This is a genomic window from Olsenella sp. oral taxon 807 (assembly GCF_001189515.2).
Classification (GTDB): domain Bacteria; phylum Actinomycetota; class Coriobacteriia; order Coriobacteriales; family Atopobiaceae; genus Olsenella_F.
The window spans coordinates 47240-71127 of sequence record NZ_CP012069.2 but is presented as its reverse complement, the minus strand read 5'-3'; the positions used below and the strand labels follow the sequence as shown (position 1 = coordinate 71127).

Below are 23888 nucleotides of genomic sequence, written 5' to 3'. Positions count from 1 at the left end.
AACGCACCCCCCTTCAGTAGTGACCGCTAAGTATACAGCGAAAAATCACTTCCTTGTATCCTGAGATACAGATCTTCTTGCAGAGTATCTCTATACTGGCAAAGGTGGAGAGGACAAAGGGGATCTTGCACATGAGGAGCCAACTATAAGGCGACGAGGCATTCGCCCTGAAAGATCTGCTGCCCTACCAGAAAGGCAAGATCGTGAACATGGACGACCGCTTCAAAATTGCCCTGCTGCCAACACTGAACTAAGGGGACACCATGAGAAAGCATGTAAAAGCTAACGTCAGTTGGGTGGGTTATATCGATTGGGAGCTGGAGTGGTTCCACGGTGAGGATTACTCCATCAAAAACGGCTCAAGCCAAAACGCCTATCTCATCGAGGAGGAAAAGACCGCCCTCATCGACACGGTCTGGCTACCCCACCGCTTTGAGTTCGTGGAGAATCTGGAAAAGGAGATCGATCTCCATAAGATCGACCTTATCGTGGCCAACCACGGTGAGTGTGACCACTCCGGAGCTCTCGTCGCGCTGATGGAGAAAATTCCCGACACGCCCATCTACTGCACTGCCAATGCCGTCAAGAGCATCGAGGGACAGTACGGCAAGCGGGGCTGGAACTTCAACGTGGTAAAAACCGGCGACAGCGTAGATATCGGCAACGGGAAGCGTCTTGTCTTCGTGGAGATGCGAATGCTCCACTGGCCAGACTCCATGGCGACGTACCTTACCGGCGACAACATCCTCTTCTCCAACGATGCCTTCGGTCAGCACTATGCGGTGGAAGAGCTATTTAACGACAAGGCGGATCAATGCCTCCTTTACAGAGAAGCTATGAAGTATTTCACCAACATCCTCAATCCCTTCTCCCCCATCCTCGTCAAGAAACTGGAAGAGATCGGTAAGCTCAGTCTACCCATCGAGATGATCGCCCCCTCTCACGGAGCCATTTGGCGGGAGGAACCGCTGCAGATCGTGAACAAGTACGAGGAGTGGGCAGCGGCCTATCAGGAGGATCAGATCACTGTCGTCTATGACACCATGTGGGAGGGCACAGCAAAGCTCGCCCACGCCATCGCCGCAGAGCTCCACAAACAGAACCCGGAGACAGTGGTAAAGGTCTTCAGCCTCGCCAAAACGGATAAAAACGAGCTCATGACCGAGGTTTTTAAGTCCCGTGCCATCGCCGTGGGCAGTCCCACGGTCTCCAACAGCTATTTGTCCTCCGTGGCGGGCTGGTTGGAGTTTTTGAAGCAGCTCAAGTTCAAGAATAAAAAGGCCGCAGCCTTTGGCTGCTACGGCTGGAGCGGCGAGAGCGTAAAGCTGCTGCAGGAGAAGCTGCGGGAGGCAGGCTTCACCGTCATTGAAGAGCATGTGCGCTCCCAATGGAATCCGGAGGAGGCGGACTTCGCCACCGTGCCCGCCCTAGCAAAGGCTTTGCTGTCATAGAAAACAACAAAATTAGAAAAACGACGAGGTATTGAGGTATGAAAAAGTATGTGTGCGGCCCCTGCGGCTATGTGTATGACCCTGCAGTGGGCGACCCCGACAGCGGCATCGCGGCAGGCACGCCCTTTGAGGCGCTCCCTGATGACTGGGTGTGTCCCCTCTGCGGCGCTGCCAAGTCTGACTTTGAGGAAGAAGCGTAAAGGTGCGTTAACGTCGGGCAAAAACAACCATATACGGGACTGCAGTGGGAATCTTGGACCGGGACGGGGCCAGGAAGGAAGTCGTATGCACGGCGCCGAGCGGGGAAGGAACGCCATGGAGACCCTCGTCAGGCTCGATTATGGCTACTCGGACACGATGGGCGAGCCTGGCTACCCCGGTGGGCATACGCCAGGCAACTGGCGGGAGGAGTATGAGGCTACCGGCGAGGGTTCCGTTGCAAAGACGAACCGGGAGCCGAGGTTCGTGGAGGAGCAGAGGCGCAAGGCCGTCGAGCATTGCCCCGGCCACGGCAGGAGGTCCGAGATCGTCTGCCCTCGGTACCGTCGGGGTCGACGGCGGTTTATTCTGACTGACTAGTTCTGACTGACTGGGATTGGCTGGTTTTCGCAGTCCCAGTCCCTGCAGGCGAACATCCTTCTGAGCGCGTCTCTGAACATAATATCCTGCCCTTATATGCGATAACTTACCTGGACGTGCCGCCGCATACTTGCTTCTAGAACCCCTCTGCCGACAACATTGACGTACCCTATGAAAAGAGTGACCCGTTATAGTGAATAATTGAGGCAAATATTGTTATCATTCCCGTCGTGCAAAGTGTGATAGCAGGGGCCAGGATGACAGCATTCCCCGCCCATGCCGGAAGCGAGTCTCCATAGACGGCCGCCGTGCCCACCGTAAGCAGGGCAAACCCCACTCCAGCAGCTGTCATGCCAAGTCCACACCAATGTGCCAGCCTCAAAAGATCGTCAGGTCTCGTCTTTGCGCGGTGATGGCCATGTAACAGACTCGGGTTTCCCGTCACCAATATATACACACCCATCAAGCCTACTAACAGGGAAACTGCTATCCCGACAAACAGGGATGCCATTGTGCCCACAGACACAATGCACCTCCTATCAGTGCCAAGCCTAGGCTCACCGATAGCCCAGCTAGCACATTTCAATTGGGGCAGAGGAAGGTCTAATCTCGTGTGTCTCGAGGTAGCCAACACTGTAGACCAACCCCTACCATCCAATGGCTCCCCGAAGAGCCGCGCATCAGCGCTTCCCTAACTCTTCGCAGGCAGGTACGGGATGATGGCGCCCGCGACGCCGGAGATGGGCATGGTCTGCAGCCAGATGCGCCCAGGACCCGAGAGCACGGTGTTGAAAAGTCCCTCACCGCCGAAGACCACGTTCTTCACGCCCCGGACCGACTGGATATCGATGGAGACGCTCTCCTCGAAGCCTGCCACGTAGCCCGTATCGACTATCATCTGCTGACCTGCCTCGAGCACGTACTCCACGAGGTCACCGTCTATCTCGGCGAAGGCGACGCCGCTGCCGCTCAGCCTCTGCATGATGAAGCCCTCGCCCCCAAAGAAGCCGGCACCCAGTTTCTTGTTGAAGAAGATGCTCAGCTCGACACCCATCTCCGAGGCGAGGAAGGCGCTCTTCTGCAGGACCCAGCTATGGCCAGGTTGAATCTGGACCGCGACGATCTTGCCCGGGAAGCTCGAGCCGAACGCGATCATGCCGGCCCCTCGGGCGGTGTAGATGTTCTGGAACATGCTCTCCCCGGAAAACGCCTTGGAGAACATCTTGCCCAGGCCGCCGCCCGAGGTCGCCATCTGCATGTTCGGGGTCATCCACACCATGGATCCCTTCTCGGTGACCATGGACTCTCCGTCAGCGAGACTACAGGTCACGACGGGAAATGACCCTCCGATGATGTTGTATTGCATGACTGTCCTTTCTTGGTGGGCCAGCAAGAAGGCGCCTACCGACGACGCGGAGAAACATAGATACCTATGATACGGGATACGGGCCCCTCTTCCACCCTCAAAGTGACCCATTCCCGCGCGCGCAACGACCCTCGGAGCCGTAGCCTAGGTGGGAGCTGAAGACCGGGCGGAAGCCAGCGCTCATCTCGCCCCGGCGCCCGTCTTGCCCCGGCGCCCGTCTCGCCCCTCACACGGATCGTGATGTGAGTGATTCACTCACATCGTCATCGCGAAGTGAGTGATTTTTGGGCCAAAACCTGCGTACGCTCATACAGTCGAATTTACATATACGCAGGTAGAAGACTTACTGAATAAAATATCGAAGTGTGTAATCCGCTCACTTCAGGTATATGAAGTGAGTGATTCACTCACTTCGCGCGGGCGGGGTCGGCGGAGGGTGCGCACGTTACACTTCGAGAGGACACTTCGAGAGGGGAACTGCCTGCACCGCCCCCTCAGGGGACGTGCGTGACGGACCTCTCAGCTAGCAACACGCTACAATGCAGGCAATGGCAAGAATGGAGAGACGCGACTCGGATGCCGATAGCGTCGAAGGCGTCTGCACCGACAACAGGTCCGGCGAAGGGGCGATAGAGGTCCGGCGGGAAACGGGCCAAGGTCCGCCTGAACGCATCTCCCCCCACCCTCATGGCGGAACAGGGCGGAAAGAGGGCTGATGGACATGCCCGGGATCAAGCTCGCGGAGGTAGAGGCACATGGCAGATAGGGCAATCATCTACTTTGGGCCACGGACGGGCTTCGACGAGCTGGTAGGCTCGCGCGTCAGGGAGGGAGACCGCACGGTCGGATATCTCGACGCCATCAGGAGCTACAACGCCAAGATCAGGGCGAGTGACCTGGCCTCCCATGAACCGAGGATCAGTGTCCCAGACTACGTGGACAACTGCGTCGTCCACGCCGATGACTTCGGCTCCGTCCTGAGCCACGTCATCGCAAACTTTGCCACTATACTCGAGGAGACATACGAGGTTGGGACGCTCTTCGTCCAGAACCCGCCGAGGAGGGCCTTGGAGTCCCTTGTCTCGGCCCAAGGCAAGGACAGCGTCGAGCAGATCTCATACCGATACGAGCAGGTCGAGAAAGGCGCCCTCGAGGCCATCTACGACAATGTCTGCGAAGAGGTGCTCGGACAGGAGGAGAGCAAGCGGGTCCTCGTGGCGTCTCTGTACAGGCTGTCCGTCATGGGCAACGGAAGACCATCCGTCGTCCTGCTGTACGGACCCTCCGGCGTCGGCAAGACCGAGACGGCCCGCTGTCTTAGCAAGGCGCTCGGCGGAAAGCTCATGAGGATCCAGTTCTCCATGATGCAGACGCAAGAGGCGTACGAGTACCTCTTCGGTGCCGAGCACTCCAAGGCGAGCCTCGCGCGTGACCTGCTCGGCCGGGAGTCGAACGTCGTGCTCATCGACGAGTTCGACAAGGTCGGCCCAACCCTCTACAACATGTTCTATCAGCTGTTCGACGAGGGCAGGTACATAGACACCAACTACGACGTCGACATGAGGGGCGGCCTGTTCCTGCTCACCACCAACTTCAAGTCCGAGCGCGACGCCCGTCGTGCGATGGGCTCCGCCATGTTCTCGCGCATCAGCGCCTGCGTCGCCTTCTCCAATCTGTCAGACGAGAACAAGGCAACTATCGCAACGCGTCACTACCAGAGGGTGGTCGACAGGCTCGACGGCGAGGACCGCTCGCTCATCGAGAACAGCGGCATACTCTCGTGGTTCGTCGCGCACGCCTCACGCTACGACAACATGAGAACGATGAAGAACAAGATAGAGAAGGCTATCTTTGAGAGGCTCTCGGAACCCATCTTCAACCGGCAGGCCACCGCGCCGAGCGTACGCCGAAACCCGCTGCGGGAAGTCTAACACGAATGGTGCAGGATGCGGCTGACGGCATGATCTTGCGAGCCCGTACCGTCAGCCAGAAAGCGCGAAGGGTCGTATAATAGGGAACATGAACAGGACCGTTGCTTGGATATTCCGCGTTGTCAACGCACTCGTCGTGTGCGCGCTGGTGGCCTGCGTTTGCGTACCGACGATCGCGCCCGCACCTGCCCTCGCCATCTTGGGATGCTGGGTGCTGGCCATCTGCATACGCCCCGCGCCCTATGGGGAGAGGACGCGACAACCCCGCATCAGGTCCTGCCGCAATGCCTGCGAGCTGCTCATCGTCTTTCTCGCCTCCACCGCGCTCCTCATCGTGGCGGGCTGTCTCGCCCTGTGCTGGCCTGCGCCCGGCGGTGTGCCGAACGTGCCCCAGGAACCCGCCTTCTGGGTGATGTGTCTCGGCGTCGCCCTTGCGACCGAGACGCTCGTGTTCTGGTGCGGCATGGTCCGAGCCTATGCAAGAAGCGTTCAGCTCGGCCTGCGCCTGCGCGTCCTTGGTGGCATATTTGGGATGGTGCCCCTCGTGCACCTGCACTTCCTCCTGAAGATCATCTCGACGCTCGACGCGGAGGCACGCTTCGAGTACGAGAGGGAGCGTCTCAATGAGGGCCGCCGCCAGCAACGCGTGTGCGCCACGAGATACCCCATCCTGCTCGTGCATGGCGTGTTCTTCCGCGACTTTAAGCTCGTGAACTACTGGGGCCGCATCCCCGCTGAGCTCGAGCGCAACGGCGCGCGTCTCTTCTACGGCGAGCATTCCTCCGCACTTCCCGTCCACGAGAGCGCACGGGAGCTCTCGCTGCGCATTCGCGAGGTCTGCGAGCAGACGGGCACCGAGAAGGTCAACCTCATAGGGCACTCCAAGGGAGGCCTAGACTGCCGCGTCGCGCTCGCCGACCCGCAGGTAAAGGCCCACGTAGCGTCCCTCACCACCATCAACACGCCCCACAGGGGCTGCGAGTTCGCGGACTACCTGCTTAACGTCATGTCAAACGAGCAGCAGCAAGCGATCGCACGAAGCTACAATGCCGCAGCCCACGCCCTGGGAGATCCGGCTCCCAACTTCATCGCAGCGGTGGGCGACCTCACCGCGTCAGGCACGACCCTCCTGAACAGAGAACTGCCTCAGACGGTCGAGGGGGTGTGGTGCGCGAGCGTCGGCTCGAGGCTGAACGGGGCCGCCTCGGGCACGTTCCCGCTCAACCTCACCTATCTTTTGGCCAAATGCTTCGACGGCCCGAACGACGGGCTCGTGGGCGAAAGATCGTTTGCCTGGGGCGACTCGTATCGCTTCCTGACGGTCGAGGGAAGGCGGGGCATCAGTCACGGCGACGTGGTCGACCTCAACAGAGAGAATATCCCGGGGTTCGACGTGCGCGAGTTCTACGTGCAGCTCGTCGCCGACCTGAAGACGCGCGGGCTGTAGGCGAGCCAAAGGCGGCGCGACCTGCGACACCAGCGAAAGGAAGTCGCGATGTACCTCACGGAATATCGCACGCCGACCATAGGCACGCTCACACTCGCGAGCGACGGCACGGGCGTCACGGGCTGCTGGTTTAACAACGGCCGTTACTTCGGCTACGGAGTAAACGAGAGCATGGAGCGCAGCGACAGCCTGGCTGTGTTCGACCGGGTACGGAGGTGGCTCGATCGCTACTTTGCGGGTGAGACGCCCGACCCGCGCGAGCTGACGCTCACGGCACGAGCCACCGAGTTCCAGCTGCGCGTACGCGAGGCCATGCTCGACATACCCTACGGGCAGACGACCACCTACGGAGCAATCGCCAAGCGCCTTGAGGCCGAGACCGGCAGGCGACAGTCGGCACGGGCCGTGGGCGGGGCGGTCGGCCGCAACCCGCTCTGCCTCATTGTGCCGTGTCACCGCGTGATAGGGTCGAACGGCAGCCTCACCGGCTTCGGTGGCGGCATCGACACGAAGGTGAGGCTGCTGGAGCACGAGGGGGCCATGAGAGACGGGTTCTGGCGCCCGAAGAGGGGCACGGCGCTTTAGGGTATCCCCAGAAAGCTGCCTGCCACCCGCCTCAGTGGCCCACCTCGAGGATGACCTTGCCGCGCAAGCTGATCGTCGCATGCGGCGTCGGGTCAAGACGCAGGTCCACATGCAGGGCCTCTCCCCCACGGCCACTCGCATCGTAGGAGTAGCTGCGATTTGCGAGGCGGGTGGGACGTGTGGTGGCGCGGGCGAGCCAGGGATTCCTCCTGCGCAGGTCGATGAGGTCATGATATAGGCGGTATGTCCGCTCCCCCTCCGCCGTCATCCAGGCTGGGGAGGCGGGGAAGGTGGGACGCACCGCATCGTCGCCGCCCAACCCCTTCCTCTTGGTGCCGCGCAGCGCCTGCTCGTCGCCATAGTAGACGGATGGGACGCCGCCCACGGTGAGCAGGATGGTCGCCCCCAAGGCGGCCAGCTCACTGCCGACCATGCTGGCTATGCGCGTGACGTCATGGTTGCCTATGAAGGTGAGCGGCACGAAGGTCCTCATGAGGCCATTGTGTCGCTTGAGGCACCAGTCGAGTTCAAAGAAGTTGCCGTCCTTGAGCGAGCTCCAGACGGCCTTCCACAGCTCGTACTGCGTCACCGCATCCATCCCGGACTGCCGCACGATACTTGCGTAGTCGCCGTGGATCACCTCCCCCACGAACCAGGCATCGGGAAACGTGTTCCGCAGCTCGGGCAGGACGCACGCCCAGAAGGCGGGCGGCACGGCGTACGCCGCGTCGAGACGCCACGCCGAGACGCCGCGTCGCATCCAATGGAGCATGACGTCTCGCACGAGGCCAGCGACCCGCCCAGAGTCGTGGTTGAGCGCCGGAAGCTCTCGGAAGCCCTCGAACGTCGCGTAGTCGGCAGATCCGTCGGGTCGGCGCGTAATGGAGAACAGGTCCTCGTTCCCCCGTCCGGCGAGGGCGTCCTGGAATAGCGGGTGGCTGCGTCCCACGTGGTTGAACACGCCGTCGAGCATCACGCGCAGCCCCCGCTCATGGCAGGCGGCGACGAGGCGGTCGAAGCTTGCGTCGTCGCCGAGGCGTGGGTCGATGCGAAAGTAGTCGGTCGTATCATACCCATGGGTCTCAGAGGCGAACAGCGGGTTGAGCATCAGCCCACCTACACCCATGTCGACGGCGTAGTCCAGCCATGCACCCAGTCGGTCGAGCCGGGGTGTCAGCGTGCGCTCCCCCTCCGAGGTGGGACGCACGGAAGCTCCGCAGAATCCCAGCGGGTACACCTGCCACCACACGATACCCATGTCGATGCCATTGTCCATAACAGCCTCCCAGACTTCGGTCTATACCGTTCGGTAGATAGTATACCGCACGGTATATGGGAGTCAAGATTCGGGATTGGTGCCGCCGCAGGCTTTCGCCGACCGGTCGGTCGCCGACACGACGCGAGCAACACCCCTCTCGATATATCGACGCCCCTCTCGATATATACTGCTCCCATGGGAAATGAAACCAACAGCAGAGATGCCATCCTACGTTGCGCCCTGGGGCTGTTCTCGCGACGGGGCTATGACGGCGTCGGCGTCGCGCAGGTCGCTGAGGCGGCAGGCGTCACCAAGCCGACGCTGTACTACTTCTTCCACAGCAAGGAGGGGCTGCTCTCGGCCGTGCTTGAGGAGCGCTATGCCGCGTTCAACCGCGCTCTGGGCGCGGCCTGCGCCTACGAGCCGCACCCGCATGAGTACGGGCGCGACGTGCGGCCTGCCCTGCTGCGCGTGGCACGCCTCTACTACTCCGCCGCGCAGGAGGACAGCGAGTTCTACCTCCTCAGGCTGTCTTTGTCCTTTGCGCCGCCCGACTCTGCGGTGGCCAGGATGGCAAAGCCGTACGCGCACGAACAGTACGCCATCGTCACCCGCTTATTTCGCGGCATTGCCACGTTCCACGGGGGCGTTCGCGGCCGGGAGCTTTCCTGTGCGGCCCACTTCGTCGCGATGCTCAACGCCGACGTCGCATTCTGGCACCAAGGCAAGGGACGGTTGGACGACGAGCAGGCCAAGGCGACGGTGCGCCAGTTCATGCACGGTATCTTCTCGTAGGGCGGGGGCGGGGCGGAGGGCTCAGGACGGCGAGACGGCCGAGTGCGCCGAGACGCCGCCCGAGGCTCTCCGGACGGTCCAACGAGAGGACCGTTCGCTTGCGGAGCCCAGCGCAGGCCTAACCCCTCATGTTGTAGATGAGGCTGACAATGCCACAGGCCAGGCCACCGATGAGCCATGGGAGCCAGAAGAACGACGACGCTGCGGCGCTGGCCGTCCCAAGGTAGGGAGAGAGGAACAGGAGCGACAGGGCAATCGCCGTGACAACGAGCATGATGATGCCACAGGTGGCCCCAAGTCGGGCGCTACGATGCTTTTGTATCACGAGCGCGTCGGCGTCACCCGCGCCCAGCTCGCGAATCTCGTCATCGGAGAGGTTCTCCAAAGCGGCATTGTTGTACTCGTCCACGTTGATGCGGTCATGCATGAGTGACGCGTAGACAAGCAACGCGACGCCCACCGCCACGCAGGCGAGAAAGGCGCTTCCAGTCCAGAAGACGCTGTCGTCGAGGCCGACAGCAAGCATGAGGCCCACGAAGATGGCCACGATGCCCCCAACGATGCCGCGGGAAAAGAGTCGGTTGGCTGCCTCCCTCTGGGTTGCGGTGTAGAAGTCCTCTACGTACGGGTGCGCCTTGGCGAACGCGTCGTGCCTGAGGCCCGCCGGGATGATGAAACAGAGCCCGACGAGGGTGAGGGCAAGGAATACCAGACCGGAGAGCGCGTCGTTGTCGATAGGGAGCATGTTGTGACCCAGTTCCCCGAAGAAGGCGGCCCCGGCCATCCCCAGGATGATGAGCGGAATGCCCACGGCCATGTTCCGTGCGTGCTGGCGCATGTGCTCTTCATAGCCGCACACGTCCTGGGCGGGTCCCTCCGCAATACCCAAGCCGGGCTCCTTCGGTCGGGTGGTAAGGTCGCCTTGCACGAGCTCGTCAAGCGTGCACCCAAAGATGTCACGCAGCTTGAGTAGCTTGTCCATCTCGGGATAGGCCTTTTCGGCCTCCCACTTTGTCACGGATTGGCGGCTCACACCCATGAGCATGGCGAGTTGTTCTTGGGTCATGTTACGCGTGGCACGCAGGTGTTGGAGGTTGTCACGAAAGCTCATCCTGTGTCCTTTCATCGTCAGAGACTGGTGCGAATGGGGCTGTCTTGCGTACCCCGGCAATGACTACATTACGGTAGCGAGGAGCAAAATCCCACCAATCCACGGCTGCATTTTGCGGAACTTGCAATGCGCCCAACGGTTGCGCCCCGCAGGTCAGAGGCACTGCTACAGAAAACGTTGCAGCCATAGGGCATGAGGCATGGGGCCTCGGTTAGCGCCCCATGGGTGGGGTACTCCGCCTCATGGATGGGGCGCTCGCTTGGGAGCCTTCGGAGTCGCTCGGTGTCCGCGATACCTTCGCTTGCGCTTTTGGGTCCGCCGCCCAAGCCATCCCCGCCTGTCCTCCTCGCGTCTCTCTCTTGCCGATGCCTTGCGGTCCTCCTTCGTGGCCTCGAGCTGACAAGACGGTGCTTGCTGGGCCTTGGTGGACGCCCCCACCCAGAACTGCCCATCATGGCAGACGGTAAGGGTAGCGGACACATGGGATCCTTGCATGGCCTCCCCTTCTTTGCATGCGCGTCGTAAGGAGAAGGAACAACCCAGGAGGCAGGTTACTGACGCCACAGCGTGCAAGCGCACTCCACGAGCACCCAACAGGAGGGCTGCTTCCATCTCCGGCACATGTGGCGGGAACGCCTCATGGATCATGCAACGTACGAGTCTACCCCATCCGGAGCTGACGTCAGCTTTCCGGGGCGACCTCGCATCCAGACGCAACGAAACGCCTTGTCTTGGATGTCTTGCCCTGCCATCATCCGTGTCGGAGAGCCCCTATCGCCTCAAGGCACCCCCGTATGTGGGGATTCCACTCGAGTGATCATTCCATTCGGGAGCCTAGGGTACAAGAGGCAGGTGGGCACGACATAGCGCTAATCGACCGATAGGAGACTCCCCGCATGAATCCTCTGATCGTGTATTACTCGTATTCAGGTATAACGAAGGGACTGGCCGAGGACATCGCACTCATTACGGACGGGGACTTGAGAGAGATCGAACCCGAAGAGCCGTACTCCTTTTCGTACAACACGGCGGTGAAGGAAGTCAGGGCTCAGATTGAAAAGGGATACTGCCCACCGCTACGTCGAGGGGTGGAGAGCGTCGGCGACGCGGAGACGATCTTCATAGGTTCCCCTAATTGGCTTAGGACTTTTGCGCCTCCCGTTCTTTCATTTTTGAGATCGGTGGACTTGAGCGGGAAGACGATCATCCCATTCTGCACGCACGGTGGCGGAGGATTCGGTCACATGCTCGAAGACTACAGGAGGGAATGCGCCACCTCCGACGTGAGGGAGGGCATTGCCCTGAAGGGCGGATACAGCTTCGATGAACTGCAGGGGTGGCTGGAGGCGAACGCCCGCAGCCTTGCGACGTAGCCGCGAATAGACATTGTGAGCCGACATGGCAGACCGCCGTCGAGACCGTCGGGTCTCGACGGCGAGGCAGGCCGGGGCCGCCGGGGGCCGTCTCGCCCCCGGGAGGCGGACGGCGGCGCCCGGCAGCCGGGCCTCCCGCCTCCCCGAGGCGGGCCTAGCGCTCCGACAGGTACCTCTCGACCTCGTCGGGGGACAGCCTCCGCACCTGCGTGCCCGCGTACTCCCTGTACTCGCCGACGATGAGGGCGGGGGCCATCCCCTTACACGCCTTCCCTTTGTTCCTCCCCAGATAGAGCCTGAGGTCCTCGCCGTCCGCGAAGATCTTGTACGAGAGCCTGCCGCCCGCGCCTTCCATCTCGTAGATGCCACACGGCCTCTTCATGCTGTAGTCCGCGGCGCGCAGGTACAGCTTCGCGATCTCCAATGACCTGAAGGGGAAGTTCCACCGCCGCAGCCCGCGCCTGGGGTCATGCTCGATACAGATGCACCTGCCGCAGGTCCCGCAGACGTACTGTGTGTGGCTCTCCAGGCAGTCCCGTGGCCTCAGCAGCGGGGTCGCCCGGCTCTCGTCAACGTAGCACTCCTCGCACATCCCGATACCCTTCCCTCGTTTTTCAAAGCGTCGCCCGTCCATCCAGGATACGCCCTTTGGTCACGTCGCGATGGCGTCGCCGGCGCGGGGCGCACCTTTCCGCGAAGGTGACACCCCCCAGAATGCGGTTTTCCGTGAGGGCATGCAGCCAGAATGCGCCTTTCCGTAGAGTGCGCTTTTCCTCACCTGGGCAAACGCGGCGCCGCCTCACGGAAAAGCGCATTCTGTCTGCGCGTCTCACCAAAAAGCGCACTCTGTGTGCGGGCAGCCACGCACACTGCGCCTTTCCGTGAGGTCCGACGCGCAGAATGCGGTTTTACGTGAGGTCCGGCGTACAGAGTGCACTTCTCCGTGAGGGCGACACCCCCAGAGTGCGGTTTTACGTGAGGTCCGACGCGCAGAATGCGCCTTTCCGTGAGGTCCGACGCCGAACCGAGATCTGCGGACCCCCGCGCAACCCGCCCCGCAGCCCGGCGGGGGGTTGCTCGAGCGCATCTGCCCAGTTGAGGCATTCTCCATAGTGCCCCGCAGCCTGGCGGGGGGTTGCCCCACACCTCCCGGGCGCCGCGACGTGACGGAAAAGCGCACTCTGCGACTGCGGCGTCACGGAAACGCAACGCTTCCCTGGGGACGCACTCGGTCGTCCTCGAAACCGCGCCCGGACAGGCCGTGCGGGGGTCTACGCCGGGCGCACGGTCGCCGCCTCCAGCCCGTTTCGGACCCAACCACTTCGATGCTTGGGCAATCGCCAGGGCCATAGGGGCAGTCGCCCGGGTTTGACGTCCCTAAGACCTCGCCGCCCGCATGCCAGCCGCCCTCACGCTGCAAGGCACAGTCATCCGCCCCCGGCTCAGCATCGGACGCGCTCCCCTCGTCATCCCCTTCGCCGTCAACCAGAGCCTTGCGCTTAGTCGCCATGTCAGGCCCCCAGCCGTCCCGCCGCAGCCCCAGACCAGGAGCGCAGCTGCGTTGTCGCGATGACGCGTGCGTTCTCGCACGTCGAACGGGGGGCCAGCCAAGGGGCCGGCGAGGGGGGTCGCGGGCCGGAACAGCGGGGTGCAAAGGCGAATCGCTGTCAGCGGCGGCCTGAGTCGACCGCCACGCGCGAGCGCAAGCGAGCGGGGGCCCGCCGGGGATGCCGTCGGCCCACCTCGGGGGGCCAACCCGCTCACACCGCCCGTCAAGGGGGCCGCCGGGGGGTTCGCGACGCGGGGCTCTCGCCACCGCAATCTTCCCCGGGCTGGGGGCCTGTCGCTCGACGCCCTCGCCTGCGCTCCGCCCTAGCCCGTGATACCCACCAAAAACCGCGAAGAGCCTCAAGGTATGGGATCGATATGGGGCCGATGACCCAACGTGGCCAATGATACCCCCTATCAGCCTCATGGCGCAGGGGCGGCTGACGGAGGCTCGGTTCCCTCCGCTTGCGGGGCGCCGTCGTACTTGGTGCCTGTCGCGGGCGGCATGCCGCAAGAAGGGCGGTGGCAAGTCCAGGAGGATGGGGGCCAGCGCGATGGCACTGACCCCCACTTCCGAGCGTAGCCGCACCCCCGCTACAGGTCCCGGAGCCTCGCCTTGTCGACGCCGGATGTGCCTCTCCTTTGTAGATATCTGTTGATTATCTCGTCCTCGATGGCACAGCCCGCCATGGAGAGGCCCATCGCCAGGCTCGGGAAGAGCACCGGCGTAGGTCCAGTCGCAGATGACCATATCAGCGCTCCCACCCAGTACACCGCCGGCACGACCCACTTGTTGAAGCTCGTCCTCCTGACGATGAACCACTCGAGCGTACCAAGCGCCAAACCGATACACACGATGGACATCCTGGCGACATCGCCGTCCACACTCATTCCCATCCCCCCTCCTGCCCATCAGCTGCCTGTGGGCGTCTATGATCTGCCGTGCGGCCTCGAAGTCCATGCGGTCGTCGATGGCCATGCCCTTCACGAGCGAAACGAAGGCATCGTCGTCCCGCGCGAACTCCAGATCCTCGTCGCCCAGGCACTCCGTCCATGTGTGGGCGCCACCCATCAGCACCCCCCTCCCTTCCGCTTCTTTAGGTGGAGTATAGCTCTCGTCTTAACATAATGCAACACTAATAAACATTATTTAGATCTGGGTGAGGGAGTCCGGCCCAAGTGGGTGCCGCGAACGGCGAGGGCGGGCCCGGGGGGCCGCGCCCGCTACTCCCTGATCGAGCGCTCCCGCTCGAGCTGGCGGACGCGCTCGCGATACGGCCTGCCGAAGACGAGGTACTCGACTATGGCCGCGAAGACGAGCAGGGTGGCGCACGCGAGGACGATGCCCCTGGCGAGGTTCGACGCCCCGGAGTCCACCACGAAGGCGTTGAGGACGAGGGTGAACGCGACGCCGACCTGCGACACCGGGATGGCCATCCAGGGCACGCTCCCCCTCCTGGCCTGCTCGAGGCGGGACTCGAGGTCGCTGTGGAGCTCGAAGTCGGTCCCGTCGTCCCTCCTGCGCAGGTAGGCGCGGTTCGCGTAGACGGCCACGGTCTCGACGCCCGTCTCCTCGAGGAAGGAGAGGTACTCCCTGCCGGCCCTGCCGGTCCGGCCGAGGACCTCGATCGCGTACTGCCAGGCACCCGGCTCGTCGTCGACGAAGGTGTACCTCCCGCCCCGGTAGTCGACGAGGGCCTTGCCCTCGTGGCTCATCTGGTTGAGCCAGGCCTCTTCCTTCGAGAAGTCGGTGAAAGCCCTCTTGATGGTTGTGCTTGCGCTCATGTCGATCTCCCTTTGTGAACGTGGTGTATGTGCGGATGTGATATGCGTACCGCCCGTGATCATTGCTCGATAACGGATCTCGCGTCGGCGACAAGGCTCTCCAGCCGCTCGACCTCACACGCGAAGGCCCGCCTGCCTCCCTCGGTGATCACGTACGCCTTCCTGCGCTCGGACGCGCGGCCGCCGTCCGCGTGACCCTCCGCGGCGCGTATCCAACCCTTCTCGGTGAGCGAGCTTATGGCACCGTAGAGCGTGCCCGCCCCGATGTTCACCCGTCCGCCCGTCAGCTCCCGCACGTCCTGCATGATCGCGTATCCGTGCGTGGGCCTGTGCAGGGACAGCAGGATGTAGAACGTCGGCTCCGTCAGCGCGCCGGCCTCTTCCCTCCTCGGCATGTGCGTCTCCTCCCTTACGCCTCTCGTTATACCGGACTACGATATATCGTTGGGAACAATATATCGTCACCCGTAGTAGTTGTCAACTGCTTTCTCGAGAATTTCTGGCGCCTTGGCGACACAGAGGGGTGAGCGCCTCCGTGCGTCGGGACCGCCCGTGGCGTGGCACTGCAGGATGTGACGCCGGCAAACCGTGCCCTTCCGTGAGGGCCCGGCGTCAGTGCGCGCCTGCGGCATGTGTGAAGGCAAGCGTGAGAATTGAGCATTCTCGTTCGACGATGGCACGTGCTGAGCTTATGAGTAAGTCGGGGATGGCCGATCCGCTGAGAGGGCCTGCCCGTACGGGATGATGCTCACATATCGCTCCTTAGTGTTGGGAGTAAGGAGAGGATAGATGCCTTGACTACCAAGCTGAGGGCAAGCGGATATGAGCTTGTCAGTGGACCAAGGACAACCGGAGATGGCTACTATGAAAGCTGTATCGTTGCGACTGAGCAAAACCAGATTGAAGCCACTATTTGAGTGATGAAAACACAACTCCCAGGTCGCCTCGATCACTTCAGTGAGCAATAGTATGCACCGAGTGTCATTTTGAAGCGCGCTCGACAGGGACGTCGTAGCAAAGAGGACAGCAGCCTATGCGAGTGGTTGCCCGTGGGAAGCGAACTCCCAAATCGATCAAGCGGCTCCTCGACGTATGGGAGAGATCGGTAAGGACGACTCAGCTGTTTCTCCTGCATCTTGGGATCAAGGCTATTCTGGCATACATGCCGCTTGCTCTCAAGAGCGCCTTGCGCTTCGTCATAGCAGAGGAGGAGGCGAAGCGTCTCTGGGGATTCACGGACATCGACGGCCATAAGCTTATGATGCTGTTTGTCGTCGCAGACGAACGTGGCAAGGGGGTAGGAAGTAAGCTTCTGGAGTACGGCATTGCGGCGCACGCCATAAGCGAGTTCACGGTCAATGGGCAGAGCCCTCAAGCGATAGGACCCTACAAGCACAGGGAGCTTACGGTCCGCAGTCGCTCCGACATCGACGAGCAGGGCGATCCCCGCCCAGTCCTACTGATGGGGCGAGACCCGACTGGCACAGTGCCCTTCGTAGAATATAACCGGCAGTGGGAAGGAGGACGCCTGTGAACCTCGGCATGGAGGACGAGCGCACAGAACACAAGAGGTCGACGGGCGAGATGCGCGAGGGCATGGAGTCAATCGCCTCCATCCTCAACAAGCACGGCCACGGCACGCTCTACTTTGGCGTGCGCAACGACGGAGAGGTCGTCGGCCAGGATGTGAGCGACAAGACGCTGCGCGATGTGAGCCAAGCCGTTGGTAACCGCATCGAGCCCAGGATCTACCCGCAGATTGAGCGCCTGGAGACCCCGGACAGCAGGGCGTACGTCAAGGTGACGTTCTCCGGAGGCGAGCGTCCCTACGCGTGCGACGGCAGATACCGCATCCGCAGCGCCGACGAGGACGTCCCTATGAGCGCGTCCGCGCTCAAGGACATGATACTGGAGCGCGCGGCCGGGAGGGACCCCTGGGATGGCCGCAGCTCGGGCAAGCCCGTCTCCGCCGTCGACGAGGAGGTGCTGCGCAGGTATGTCGCGCGGGGCGTACAGGCCAAGCGGATCCCGTTCCAGTACACCGACGCTCGCGACGTGCTCTCGCGCCTCGGGCTACTCTGCGAGGATGAGACGCTGACGAACGCGGCTATGGTCTGCTTCACAGACAGGTCCCAGGTAGGCTTGCGCATGGGAGTGCTCGCAGACAGCGACCGCGTGAACATCCTCGACAACCAGCAGGTCTCGGGGCCGCTGTTCTCGCTCGTGGACGCCGGGGAGACCTACATCGTGAACAACATTCGCCGCGCGTTTGTCATCGACGCAAGCGTGTCACTGCAGCGCAGGGAGGTGCCCGAGATCCCCCTGGACGCGATCCGCGAGGCACTCTACAATGCCTTCAGTCATCGCGTCTATGAGACGAACGCCGCCGTCCAGATCGACATCTTCTGGGATAGCGTCGACATCTACAGTCCGGGTCCCTTTCCACCCGGAGTCTTGCCCGACGACTTTCTTGCCGGCAGGTCGGCGGCATCGAACCCACGTAACGTGCTCATCGCCCAGACGCTCTACCGTTCCGGAGACATCGAGTCCTACGGCACGGGACTGCAGCGCATCAGGCGCTCCTGCGAGGCGCAGGGCACGCCCGTCGAGGTCTTCGAGCGCGCCAGCAGCGTCCACGTGAAGTTCACGCGCCAGGAGGCCCTAGACGGTGTCGGGCGCCTTGGACCCTTCGCCGGCGATACCGGCAATCCGCCAAAATCCGCCGGAATCCGCCGGAATCCGCCGGAATCCGCCGGAAACGACAGGGCTTCCGACTGGCTCGCCCTACCGACAAGCGACAGGAGCGTGTGCGAGTACCTGTCAGCTCACGGTCCCTCGTCCCCGCGTGAGATATCCGCCGCGCTCAACATCCCAGTGCGCACGCTCCGTGACATAGCAGGTCGCCTGGAAGCCAGCGGCCTGATATCCTCCTCGGGCACAACCAAGAACCGGACCTACGAGCTTTGGAAGCGCGGCTGAGTCGGGTCCAAGAGAGAAGCGGCCTGCTGCGGGGCCAACGGGAGTTGGCGAGCGATGTCGGTACAAAAGAAGTTGAAGGCCCTCCGTGAGAAGCTCAGCATAGATCCCGCCGGTCTCACTCTGCTTGAGGCAGGGGGAGACCGGCCAACCTCATCACCGGGCTAAAACCCATCGACCCTAACGACGCTACAGGGCCATGGCGTCCGACAGGCCAAGGTCCCAACACAGGTAGAGACTGACGACGCGACCTCATTGGACATGCTCTTTGCCGTGCGCCCGGCAGGGGCGTCCCCGCGCACCGATGCGCTCCTCATCCGAATGGGCGCGTGGGAAGACAGCACGCCCGCCCGCCACGGGGACGCCTTCCGCCACTGCGAGCATCCCCATCATCGATGTGAGGCGAGGGATCAAGATCCCATGACGTCGAATCCACGCTAGGCAGTTCCGTCGCTATGGCATCCATGTCCCGCGTACAGCCGGATGACCAATAGCGCCGTCGCAACGGTCGCGATAAGCGCCCATAGCTCGCTCACCGGCAGAAGCATCATCCCTTGCTGATAGAGTGCCGCCCCGCCATCCGCAAGCGCATGCAGCAACACCGCCCCGAATATCCAGGCCTTGCCGATCCTACCGCTGACCGCCATCCATACCAGGACAGACAGCGCGACATGCAGCGCCATCGAGACGATGCGCTCGAACCCAGCAATCAGGTATACCGTCGGGGCGATTCCGATGAGGGCGTCTATCTGTTGGGCGACAAGTACACGCGAGGCGTCGGGCACGGTCGCGAGCAACGCGTCAGCGCCACCGACGCTATTGAGCGCAAGCGCGAGAGCTATGTTCGATACCATCGACAAGCCCACTATCAGCATAGCCTCGATCCCCCCATGGCCGATACCGTATCCGATGGCACAGGGCAGGTCGTGATCCGCCTTCCCAGACCGTAGCAGAAGCATGAACCCGCAGCTGCGCCCTAGCTCCTCGAACACGCCCGCGGCAAGGGCGGCGTACGGGACAAAGGCGACCGGCGTGAATCTCAGGCCCGGAAACGCGGAAAACGCCAACGCATGGACAAGCTGCTCGAGAAAGCCCGCAAAGACAACGAACACCAGCACGCCGACGAGAACCGCCCTAAACTGGACGTGCAGTCGTCTTCTCGCAACGACGAGCGCCACGACCGGCGCGCCAAACGAGATCACAGCCGCAACGACCATGCAGGCCAGCGACGCATCAGAAACCATGGCGGTCAATCCTCTCTTTGAAGCCATCCGCGAAGGGCCGCAGACGGGAATGGCATGTTCCCGACGGCCACCACGCCCCTCGCATGCATGCGGGCTCACCCGCTCTTCTCGAGAGTGTACCACTGGGTGATCGACACCTACGTCATGCTCGCCCATCTCTCCCTCGCGTTGCTCACTTTGCAATGGAGCCATGCGCATCCATATTCTCTTGCCTCGACGACAGTCAAGTTGCAGCCCACCTGCCCGCAGCTGGCGAGACTTTTGCGACTCGAGAACACCGCCGGCGTATCGAACATGCCATCTGCGGCGGCCGCCATGATGCGGCCCAGCTCGCCGCACAGACCAGTCCCTCTGAACGGTCAATTGAGGGCGTCTCCGCCACCCAGCATGACCGCGCGCACGCCAAGGAGGTCGTGGAGCTTTTCTGATGCCAGGTTGTTGCAGGAGGTCATGGGATAATCAGAGCGCGGGACCGGTCGAGACTCGAGGGTGAAGATGGAATACGTGGCATTGCTACGCGGCATCAACGTCGGCGGCAAGAACAAGGTCATCATGGACGAGCTTCGCAGGCAGGTCGAAGACATGGGGTGCGCCGATGTCCGCTCGTACATCAACAGCGGCAACGTGCTGTTCGAGACCGATGTGCCTGAGTCTGAGATCTCCCGCGCCTTTGCGGCCATGCTCAAGGAGCGCTACCCCTTTCCCATCCGCCTTGCGATCCTGTCTCGGGAAGACTACCTGTCTGAGGTCCCCGACCTGCCGACGTGGTGGAGCGAGCCGATCGCCCGCCGCGACGTGCTGTTCTTCACACGTGAGATAGACGCACAGCATGCACGTCGACGCATCAAGTCCATGCCGCTGGGCGACGAGGCGATACATTTTGGGAGGCACGTGGTGTTCTGGGGCAAGTTTAGCGAGTCAGAGTACCTGAGGACCGCATACCACAGGCTGCTCATGCGAGAGGACTTCTATCCGCTGCTGACCATCCGCAGCGGCAACACGTTCGATGCGATCGCAACGCTGCTCACGAGGAGCTAAGACGGTTCTGAGAAGCGTAGGCTAAGGGGTCCCCGGGACCCTTCCCAACGACAGGCGTGATAGCTTCATGGGAGTTGTCACGTCCATCTTCTCTCGGGATGCGACGCCTCTGGCCGAGGACCCACTGGGTGGCGAAGGGAGGGCAGATGACCTGTCTTTCCTGCTGTTCCGGCTCAAGGACATGGGCGAGGATGTCGCCCCAGCCTGTGGGATAGATTTCCGACCTCATCGAGAGCGCGTCTTCGTGCAGGCGTGTCACCAGGCTCTTGGGAGCCCAGGCGTGGGCCCTGACGGGCGGGGCGGCGACCGGCATCGGTCGCATGGCAAGAGCGATGCTGGGTATGGCGCTTTTCGTGCCCGACGCGCTCAGCAAAATGATCCTGGGCTGGTCGCCTCTGCCCATCACGCCGTCCGTGATGAGTCTTATGCTCATGGTATGCCAGGCGTACCTCGCAAGACGCAAGGGCGCGCGGGAGTTTCGGGGCCATCCCACTGCCGAGACATGGCGACGCGTAGGCTGCCCATGCGCCACATACGTACAGGCCCAGCAACCCTGCCACAGGCATCACAGGGAAGCGCGAGCCATCCACGCGCAACCCAAGACATTCGCGCCCACGAATATCAGGTCACCGACTACGAGTACATCGCCAATACCGCTCAGCGCGCCATCAATGGCTACACCGTGCCCATAACACCGCACCTGGACCATGGCAAGACGCTTGGCGACGTACGCCAGGCCGTGAACGCCGGCTTCACTTCCACCATGATCGACGGCGCCGCCCTGCCGTTCGAGGAGAACATCCGCCTCTCTCGCCAAGCAGTGGGTCGGCGTCGTAGACCAGCACGCGCATGGCCCGGTCGGGGGCATCCGCATCCACCCCCTCACGGCAGAGCAGGTAGTACACGTCGAAGACGTCCTTGAAGCGCGTGGACGCCGCGCCGATGCGCATGAGCGAGCGCAGCTTCTCGGCGCAGACCTGCTCCTTTGAGTTGGCCATGAGAGCGACGCCCTCGTCCTGCAGCGCCGTGTCGAACCAGAGTTCCAACTGCTCGAGCGGTAGCTTGTCGTGAACGCCCAGGTCGAGCTTCGTCTCCATGCTCGTGCCGGTGGAGTCCGTGACGCGAAGGTAGACGCGCTTGCCGTGGTAGCCCTGGTGTTTGAGGTCATCTATGGGGCCGACGATCTCAAGGCGCACGTCTATGTCCGCCGGGCAGAGGGTGCGGATGAAAGCCCTGATGCCCTCGTCGGTCATGGGGTAGCGCACGAAGTCGAGGTCGATGTCGCGCGTGGCCCGCCTCCCGTCGCCCGATATCTGCTGCATCACCACGCCGCCCTTCACCGTCACGTGGTCGGCCATGCGCGATGCCGAGATCAGCGTGAGCACCACGTCGCGGCAGGTGCGCGCCGTGGCGTTCTGGAAGTCAAGCCCGTCGTCGATGTAGACGTCTCGAATCTGACGGAGGTCCATCTCTACAGCACCTCCCTCTGCATCATGTCGAAGAGGCTGTCCGCGCGCCTGTAGAGCGCCATACAGTCCTCGACTTCCCTCATGTCCAGGTCACCCACAATCTTGCGATACGAAACGATAAGCTCCTTGTAGTAGTCTAGGGGCATCGAGCCCGCACATCGCAGCAGCTCCACTAGCATGCGCTCGCGCGAGAACAGGCGGACGGTCGAACCGCCATCACCTGTCATCTCCACCCCGGCCACCATCAGCGCGGACTCCATGAAGTACTGCCGCACGCGCGCGTCCTTGATTCGGGTCGAGTTGCGCGCCGTGGCAACATGCACCATCTCGGGAACCACGTCGGTCAGCCCGTGCAGGTAGAAGGCCGAGTCCATAGTAAGAACCGTCTGCGGGTAGAGCGCGCAGACAACGGCGTTCGGGTCGGGATGCCGCTCGTCCGAATAGAGTCCGCGGGCGATCTTGAAGACAGCGCCAGAGTCGACCGCCTTGCCAATCTGGTAGGCAGAGCCGTAGCGGGCGAGCATGTCATCATATCCGTAGAGCATCGTTCATCACCGAGGTCAGTTTACACTACAAGCTCACATATTTCAATGCAGTGTGAGTGACTGGTCTAATTCTGCCGACGACCGAACCTTGCGCTAGCATAACATCCAGCAACTAACCTATCTTGTCTGTCCCATCCGAAAGGAGGGTGTCCAGGACGGGCCCTTGGCCGTCGGGTCGACGTCCGATAGGTCTCGCCACACCCGTGGGCGACCGGCTCGGCGCTCACTTCCCCGAGGTAGCGCAGGATCCTCTCCTCGGGCTCGTCCTTGCTGGACATCCGGATGCTGCGCAGCGTCCGGCGGGCCGTCCTCGAGAAGAGACCCTCGACCAGGTCCGGCCGGGAGCCGTGCGCGGACACGAGCCCGAGGCGGCCCGGCACGGCCGCCGGGCAGCGCCTCGTCTTCGCGGGGATGCACGCCGAGACGTCGCCGGCACGACTCGCGTCAGGTCTCCCCGTAGGCGCCTGCCGCCCGTGATCCCGGGAAACCCGGCGTGGTCGGGGCCCTCGTGCGTCTTGCCCGCGAGCAGGATCGCCTCGCCGTCCGGCAGGTCGGCCGAGGCGAGGGACGACGGGGCGTCAGAGCCTCCCGCGCTCGCGCCCGACCGTGCCCCTGCCGCCCTCGCCGTCCGACAGCGCCCGCTCGACGCCGCCCTCGTGGTACTTCGCCGCCCTCCGGTCGCAACTTGTGCTTTCGATGGTTGGAAGTATGGTCCCCGTCGCCCCCAATTGAACACCGTGGAGTGCCGAGTTTGCATCGACTCGCGCCGTCGTGGCGATGCGGCACGATACGACATGTCGCAGGGACGACCTTATGACGCCATTTGAAACTTCCTCTTGGGGATTCGGCTTCGAGTGCAGGGAGCAGTCCTTCTATGGAGTCAGTCATTGTTGCGTGCATTACGGGGGTGGTCACCCTCGTAGGTGTGATCCTCTTCAACTCGAAGAGCAGGACTCGAAGGTTGAACCGACGATCTCGTCGAAGTCAGGTCCTGCCGCGTAAGGCGACCCTACGATATACGAGGTCCACGCCTCGCATGATTCCCGATACTCGGACCTCCTCGAGTGTCGCTGTGTAGCCAGCCATCTTCTCGACCGAGCCTCGCTTGACGTGGTAGCCACAACGGCTTCGTGAAGAGGCTGTCGGTCGACCTCCTCCGATTTCAGACGGACCAGTATATGTATGTCGTAGTAATCGCGTCCGCGTGTGTTGGCGATCCCACGCGTCACTACGGTCTCGAGCTTTTCGGCCAGCGCGGACTCCATGAAGTACTGCCGCACGCGCGTGTCCTTGCACCTGCACCGGACTCTCTTCGAACATAAGGGATGGCGGTACTCCATGCGATCGGGAAATGCGACCGGGAACTATCTCGTCTCCCGTGGTGATA

Annotated in this window: 24 protein-coding genes and 1 pseudogene; 12 read left to right on the top strand and 13 right to left on the bottom strand. The window is 62.4% G+C overall.

The window, feature by feature from the left end; genetic code table 11:
* Window positions 1-263: 263 nt before the first annotated feature.
* The 3 genes from ADJ70_RS00280 (at window position 264) to ADJ70_RS00270 (ending at window position 2030) form a co-directional block, all read left to right on the top strand.
* Window positions 264-1451, top strand: coding sequence for a flavodoxin domain-containing protein (locus ADJ70_RS00280; RefSeq protein ID WP_050342482.1), 1188 nt, complete (start codon window positions 264-266; stop codon window positions 1449-1451).
* A 38-nt stretch (window positions 1452-1489) separates the two neighbouring features.
* Window positions 1490-1651: a rubredoxin gene (gene rd, locus ADJ70_RS00275; protein ID WP_062393035.1), complete on the top strand. Its 162-nt coding sequence runs from the start codon at window positions 1490-1492 to the stop codon at window positions 1649-1651.
* A gap of 85 nt (window positions 1652-1736) precedes the next feature.
* Window positions 1737-2030, top strand: coding sequence for a hypothetical protein (locus ADJ70_RS00270; RefSeq protein WP_050342480.1), 294 nt, complete (start codon window positions 1737-1739; stop codon window positions 2028-2030).
* A 691-nt stretch (window positions 2031-2721) separates the two neighbouring features.
* On the opposite strand, the gene ADJ70_RS00265 is transcribed toward ADJ70_RS00270, so the two are convergent.
* A complete protein-coding gene (locus ADJ70_RS00265; protein ID WP_050342478.1) occupies window positions 2722-3396 on the bottom strand; it encodes a TIGR00266 family protein in 675 nt (224 codons plus the stop codon).
* Window positions 3397-4151: 755 nt separating this feature from the next.
* Between ADJ70_RS00265 and ADJ70_RS00260 the strand changes: the two genes are divergently transcribed.
* The 3 genes from ADJ70_RS00260 (at window position 4152) to ADJ70_RS00250 (ending at window position 7359) form a co-directional block, all read left to right on the top strand.
* Window positions 4152-5327: an AAA family ATPase gene (locus ADJ70_RS00260; RefSeq protein WP_050342476.1), complete on the top strand. Its 1176-nt coding sequence runs from the start codon at window positions 4152-4154 to the stop codon at window positions 5325-5327.
* Between the two features lie 88 nt (window positions 5328-5415).
* Entirely contained in the window at window positions 5416-6774 is a 1359-nt protein-coding gene (locus ADJ70_RS00255; RefSeq protein WP_050342475.1) for a triacylglycerol lipase, read from the top strand.
* A gap of 48 nt (window positions 6775-6822) precedes the next feature.
* Window positions 6823-7359 carry a methylated-DNA--[protein]-cysteine S-methyltransferase gene (locus ADJ70_RS00250; RefSeq protein WP_050342473.1) on the top strand — a complete coding sequence of 179 codons (537 nt, stop codon included), beginning with the start codon at window positions 6823-6825 and terminating at the stop codon, window positions 7357-7359.
* 31 nt (window positions 7360-7390) lie between these two features.
* On the opposite strand, the gene ADJ70_RS00245 is transcribed toward ADJ70_RS00250, so the two are convergent.
* Window positions 7391-8635, bottom strand: a complete 1245-nt coding sequence (locus ADJ70_RS00245) for an alpha-amylase family protein (RefSeq protein ID WP_050342472.1) — start codon at window positions 8633-8635, stop codon at window positions 7391-7393.
* Between the two features lie 177 nt (window positions 8636-8812).
* On the opposite strand from ADJ70_RS00245, the gene ADJ70_RS00240 reads away from it, so the two are divergent.
* The gene (locus ADJ70_RS00240; RefSeq protein WP_050342471.1) at window positions 8813-9412 is read left to right on the top strand and encodes a TetR/AcrR family transcriptional regulator; all 600 of its coding nucleotides are present in this window, start codon (window positions 8813-8815) and stop codon (window positions 9410-9412) included.
* A 118-nt stretch (window positions 9413-9530) separates the two neighbouring features.
* On the opposite strand, the gene ADJ70_RS00235 is transcribed toward ADJ70_RS00240, so the two are convergent.
* Window positions 9531-10523 (bottom strand): helix-turn-helix transcriptional regulator, encoded by a 993-nt coding sequence (locus ADJ70_RS00235; RefSeq protein ID WP_050342469.1) that lies wholly within the window; start codon window positions 10521-10523, stop codon window positions 9531-9533.
* Between the two features lie 896 nt (window positions 10524-11419).
* Between ADJ70_RS00235 and ADJ70_RS00230 the strand changes: the two genes are divergently transcribed.
* Window positions 11420-11896, top strand: coding sequence for a flavodoxin (locus ADJ70_RS00230; protein ID WP_050342466.1), 477 nt, complete (start codon window positions 11420-11422; stop codon window positions 11894-11896).
* Window positions 11897-12050: 154 nt separating this feature from the next.
* Here ADJ70_RS00230 and ADJ70_RS00225 read toward each other — a convergent pair whose 3' ends face one another.
* From ADJ70_RS00225 to ADJ70_RS00210, 4 genes are all read right to left on the bottom strand, one after another.
* On the bottom strand, window positions 12051-12488 hold the full coding sequence (locus ADJ70_RS00225; protein WP_050342464.1) for a hypothetical protein: 438 nt from the start codon (window positions 12486-12488) through the stop codon (window positions 12051-12053).
* A 1550-nt stretch (window positions 12489-14038) separates the two neighbouring features.
* Window positions 14039-14335, bottom strand: coding sequence for a hypothetical protein (locus ADJ70_RS00220; protein WP_050342460.1), 297 nt, complete (start codon window positions 14333-14335; stop codon window positions 14039-14041).
* A 333-nt stretch (window positions 14336-14668) separates the two neighbouring features.
* Entirely contained in the window at window positions 14669-15229 is a 561-nt protein-coding gene (locus ADJ70_RS00215) for a DUF2812 domain-containing protein (protein ID WP_050342457.1), read from the bottom strand.
* A gap of 59 nt (window positions 15230-15288) precedes the next feature.
* Window positions 15289-15624, bottom strand: coding sequence for a PadR family transcriptional regulator (locus ADJ70_RS00210; protein WP_050342455.1), 336 nt, complete (start codon window positions 15622-15624; stop codon window positions 15289-15291).
* A 638-nt stretch (window positions 15625-16262) separates the two neighbouring features.
* Between ADJ70_RS00210 and ADJ70_RS00205 the strand changes: the two genes are divergently transcribed.
* Both ADJ70_RS00205 and ADJ70_RS00200 read left to right on the top strand, forming a co-directional pair.
* Complete coding sequence (locus tag ADJ70_RS00205) at window positions 16263-16763, top strand: GNAT family N-acetyltransferase (protein WP_050342453.1); 501 nt, start codon at window positions 16263-16265, stop codon at window positions 16761-16763.
* Window positions 16760-18208 (top strand): ATP-binding protein, encoded by a 1449-nt coding sequence (locus ADJ70_RS00200; protein ID WP_050342451.1) that lies wholly within the window; start codon window positions 16760-16762, stop codon window positions 18206-18208. Before ADJ70_RS00205 ends, ADJ70_RS00200 begins: the two co-directional genes overlap by 4 nt.
* 434 nt (window positions 18209-18642) lie before the next feature.
* Here ADJ70_RS00200 and ADJ70_RS00195 read toward each other — a convergent pair whose 3' ends face one another.
* Complete coding sequence (locus ADJ70_RS00195; RefSeq protein ID WP_216597279.1) at window positions 18643-19449, bottom strand: YhfC family glutamic-type intramembrane protease; 807 nt, start codon at window positions 19447-19449, stop codon at window positions 18643-18645.
* A gap of 495 nt (window positions 19450-19944) precedes the next feature.
* On the opposite strand from ADJ70_RS00195, the gene ADJ70_RS00185 reads away from it, so the two are divergent.
* Entirely contained in the window at window positions 19945-20487 is a 543-nt protein-coding gene (locus ADJ70_RS00185; RefSeq protein WP_050342446.1) for a DUF1697 domain-containing protein, read from the top strand.
* Here the strand turns inward: ADJ70_RS00185 and ADJ70_RS00180 are convergent.
* On the bottom strand, window positions 20474-20920 hold the full coding sequence (locus tag ADJ70_RS00180; protein ID WP_050342442.1) for a hypothetical protein: 447 nt from the start codon (window positions 20918-20920) through the stop codon (window positions 20474-20476). The two genes, ADJ70_RS00185 and ADJ70_RS00180, sit on opposite strands and share 14 nt — an antisense overlap.
* A 3-nt stretch (window positions 20921-20923) precedes the next feature.
* Here ADJ70_RS00180 and ADJ70_RS15170 point away from each other — a divergent pair.
* Window positions 20924-21253, top strand: a pseudogene (locus ADJ70_RS15170) (class II fructose-bisphosphate aldolase); the annotation flags it as partial.
* On the opposite strand, the gene ADJ70_RS15165 reads toward ADJ70_RS15170, so the two are convergent.
* The 4 genes from ADJ70_RS15165 to ADJ70_RS15585 all read right to left on the bottom strand — a co-directional run bounded on the left by ADJ70_RS15165 (window position 21240) and on the right by ADJ70_RS15585 (window position 23841).
* Entirely contained in the window at window positions 21240-21809 is a 570-nt protein-coding gene (locus tag ADJ70_RS15165) for a nucleotidyl transferase AbiEii/AbiGii toxin family protein (RefSeq protein ID WP_253273282.1), read from the bottom strand. The pseudogene ADJ70_RS15170 and the gene ADJ70_RS15165 sit on opposite strands and share 14 nt — an antisense overlap.
* A 149-nt stretch (window positions 21810-21958) precedes the next feature.
* Entirely contained in the window at window positions 21959-22501 is a 543-nt protein-coding gene (locus ADJ70_RS00170) for a hypothetical protein (RefSeq protein ID WP_050342438.1), read from the bottom strand.
* Between the two features lie 578 nt (window positions 22502-23079).
* The gene (locus ADJ70_RS14345) at window positions 23080-23229 is read right to left on the bottom strand and encodes a hypothetical protein (protein WP_157051312.1); all 150 of its coding nucleotides are present in this window, start codon (window positions 23227-23229) and stop codon (window positions 23080-23082) included.
* Window positions 23230-23436: 207 nt separating this feature from the next.
* Window positions 23437-23841, bottom strand: coding sequence for a nucleotidyl transferase AbiEii/AbiGii toxin family protein (locus ADJ70_RS15585; RefSeq protein WP_083443686.1), 405 nt, complete (start codon window positions 23839-23841; stop codon window positions 23437-23439).
* Window positions 23842-23888: the final 47 nt, after the last annotated feature.

Excerpts from the sequence above, each read along its gene's own strand:
- ADJ70_RS00195 (WP_216597279.1), bottom strand. The coding sequence starts at position 19,449 with ATGGTTTCTGATGCGTCGCTGGCCTGCATGGTCGTTGCGGCTGTGATC.
- ADJ70_RS00280 (WP_050342482.1), top strand. The coding sequence starts at position 264 with ATGAGAAAGCATGTAAAAGCTAACGTCAGTTGGGTGGGTTATATCGAT.
- ADJ70_RS00260 (WP_050342476.1), top strand. The coding sequence starts at position 4,152 with ATGGCAGATAGGGCAATCATCTACTTTGGGCCACGGACGGGCTTCGAC.
- ADJ70_RS00270 (WP_050342480.1), top strand. The coding sequence starts at position 1,737 with ATGCACGGCGCCGAGCGGGGAAGGAACGCCATGGAGACCCTCGTCAGG.
- ADJ70_RS00210 (WP_050342455.1), bottom strand. The coding sequence starts at position 15,624 with ATGCCGAGGAGGGAAGAGGCCGGCGCGCTGACGGAGCCGACGTTCTAC.
- ADJ70_RS00240 (WP_050342471.1), top strand. The coding sequence starts at position 8,813 with ATGGGAAATGAAACCAACAGCAGAGATGCCATCCTACGTTGCGCCCTG.
- ADJ70_RS00180 (WP_050342442.1), bottom strand. The coding sequence starts at position 20,920 with ATGAGCATAAGACTCATCACGGACGGCGTGATGGGCAGAGGCGACCAG.
- ADJ70_RS15585 (WP_083443686.1), bottom strand. The coding sequence starts at position 23,841 with ATGGAGTACCGCCATCCCTTATGTTCGAAGAGAGTCCGGTGCAGGTGC.
- ADJ70_RS00225 (WP_050342464.1), bottom strand. The coding sequence starts at position 12,488 with ATGTGCGAGGAGTGCTACGTTGACGAGAGCCGGGCGACCCCGCTGCTG.
- ADJ70_RS00215 (WP_050342457.1), bottom strand. The coding sequence starts at position 15,229 with ATGAGCGCAAGCACAACCATCAAGAGGGCTTTCACCGACTTCTCGAAG.
- ADJ70_RS00265 (WP_050342478.1), bottom strand. The coding sequence starts at position 3,396 with ATGCAATACAACATCATCGGAGGGTCATTTCCCGTCGTGACCTGTAGT.
- ADJ70_RS15165 (WP_253273282.1), bottom strand. The coding sequence starts at position 21,809 with ATGCAGCAGATATCGGGCGACGGGAGGCGGGCCACGCGCGACATCGAC.
- ADJ70_RS00185 (WP_050342446.1), top strand. The coding sequence starts at position 19,945 with ATGGAATACGTGGCATTGCTACGCGGCATCAACGTCGGCGGCAAGAAC.
- ADJ70_RS00205 (WP_050342453.1), top strand. The coding sequence starts at position 16,263 with ATGCGAGTGGTTGCCCGTGGGAAGCGAACTCCCAAATCGATCAAGCGG.
- ADJ70_RS00170 (WP_050342438.1), bottom strand. The coding sequence starts at position 22,501 with ATGCTCTACGGATATGATGACATGCTCGCCCGCTACGGCTCTGCCTAC.
- rd (WP_062393035.1), top strand. The coding sequence starts at position 1,490 with ATGAAAAAGTATGTGTGCGGCCCCTGCGGCTATGTGTATGACCCTGCA.
- ADJ70_RS00245 (WP_050342472.1), bottom strand. The coding sequence starts at position 8,635 with ATGGACAATGGCATCGACATGGGTATCGTGTGGTGGCAGGTGTACCCG.
- ADJ70_RS00250 (WP_050342473.1), top strand. The coding sequence starts at position 6,823 with ATGTACCTCACGGAATATCGCACGCCGACCATAGGCACGCTCACACTC.
- ADJ70_RS00220 (WP_050342460.1), bottom strand. The coding sequence starts at position 14,335 with ATGAGTGTGGACGGCGATGTCGCCAGGATGTCCATCGTGTGTATCGGT.
- ADJ70_RS00230 (WP_050342466.1), top strand. The coding sequence starts at position 11,420 with ATGAATCCTCTGATCGTGTATTACTCGTATTCAGGTATAACGAAGGGA.
- ADJ70_RS00235 (WP_050342469.1), bottom strand. The coding sequence starts at position 10,523 with ATGAGCTTTCGTGACAACCTCCAACACCTGCGTGCCACGCGTAACATG.
- ADJ70_RS00255 (WP_050342475.1), top strand. The coding sequence starts at position 5,416 with ATGAACAGGACCGTTGCTTGGATATTCCGCGTTGTCAACGCACTCGTC.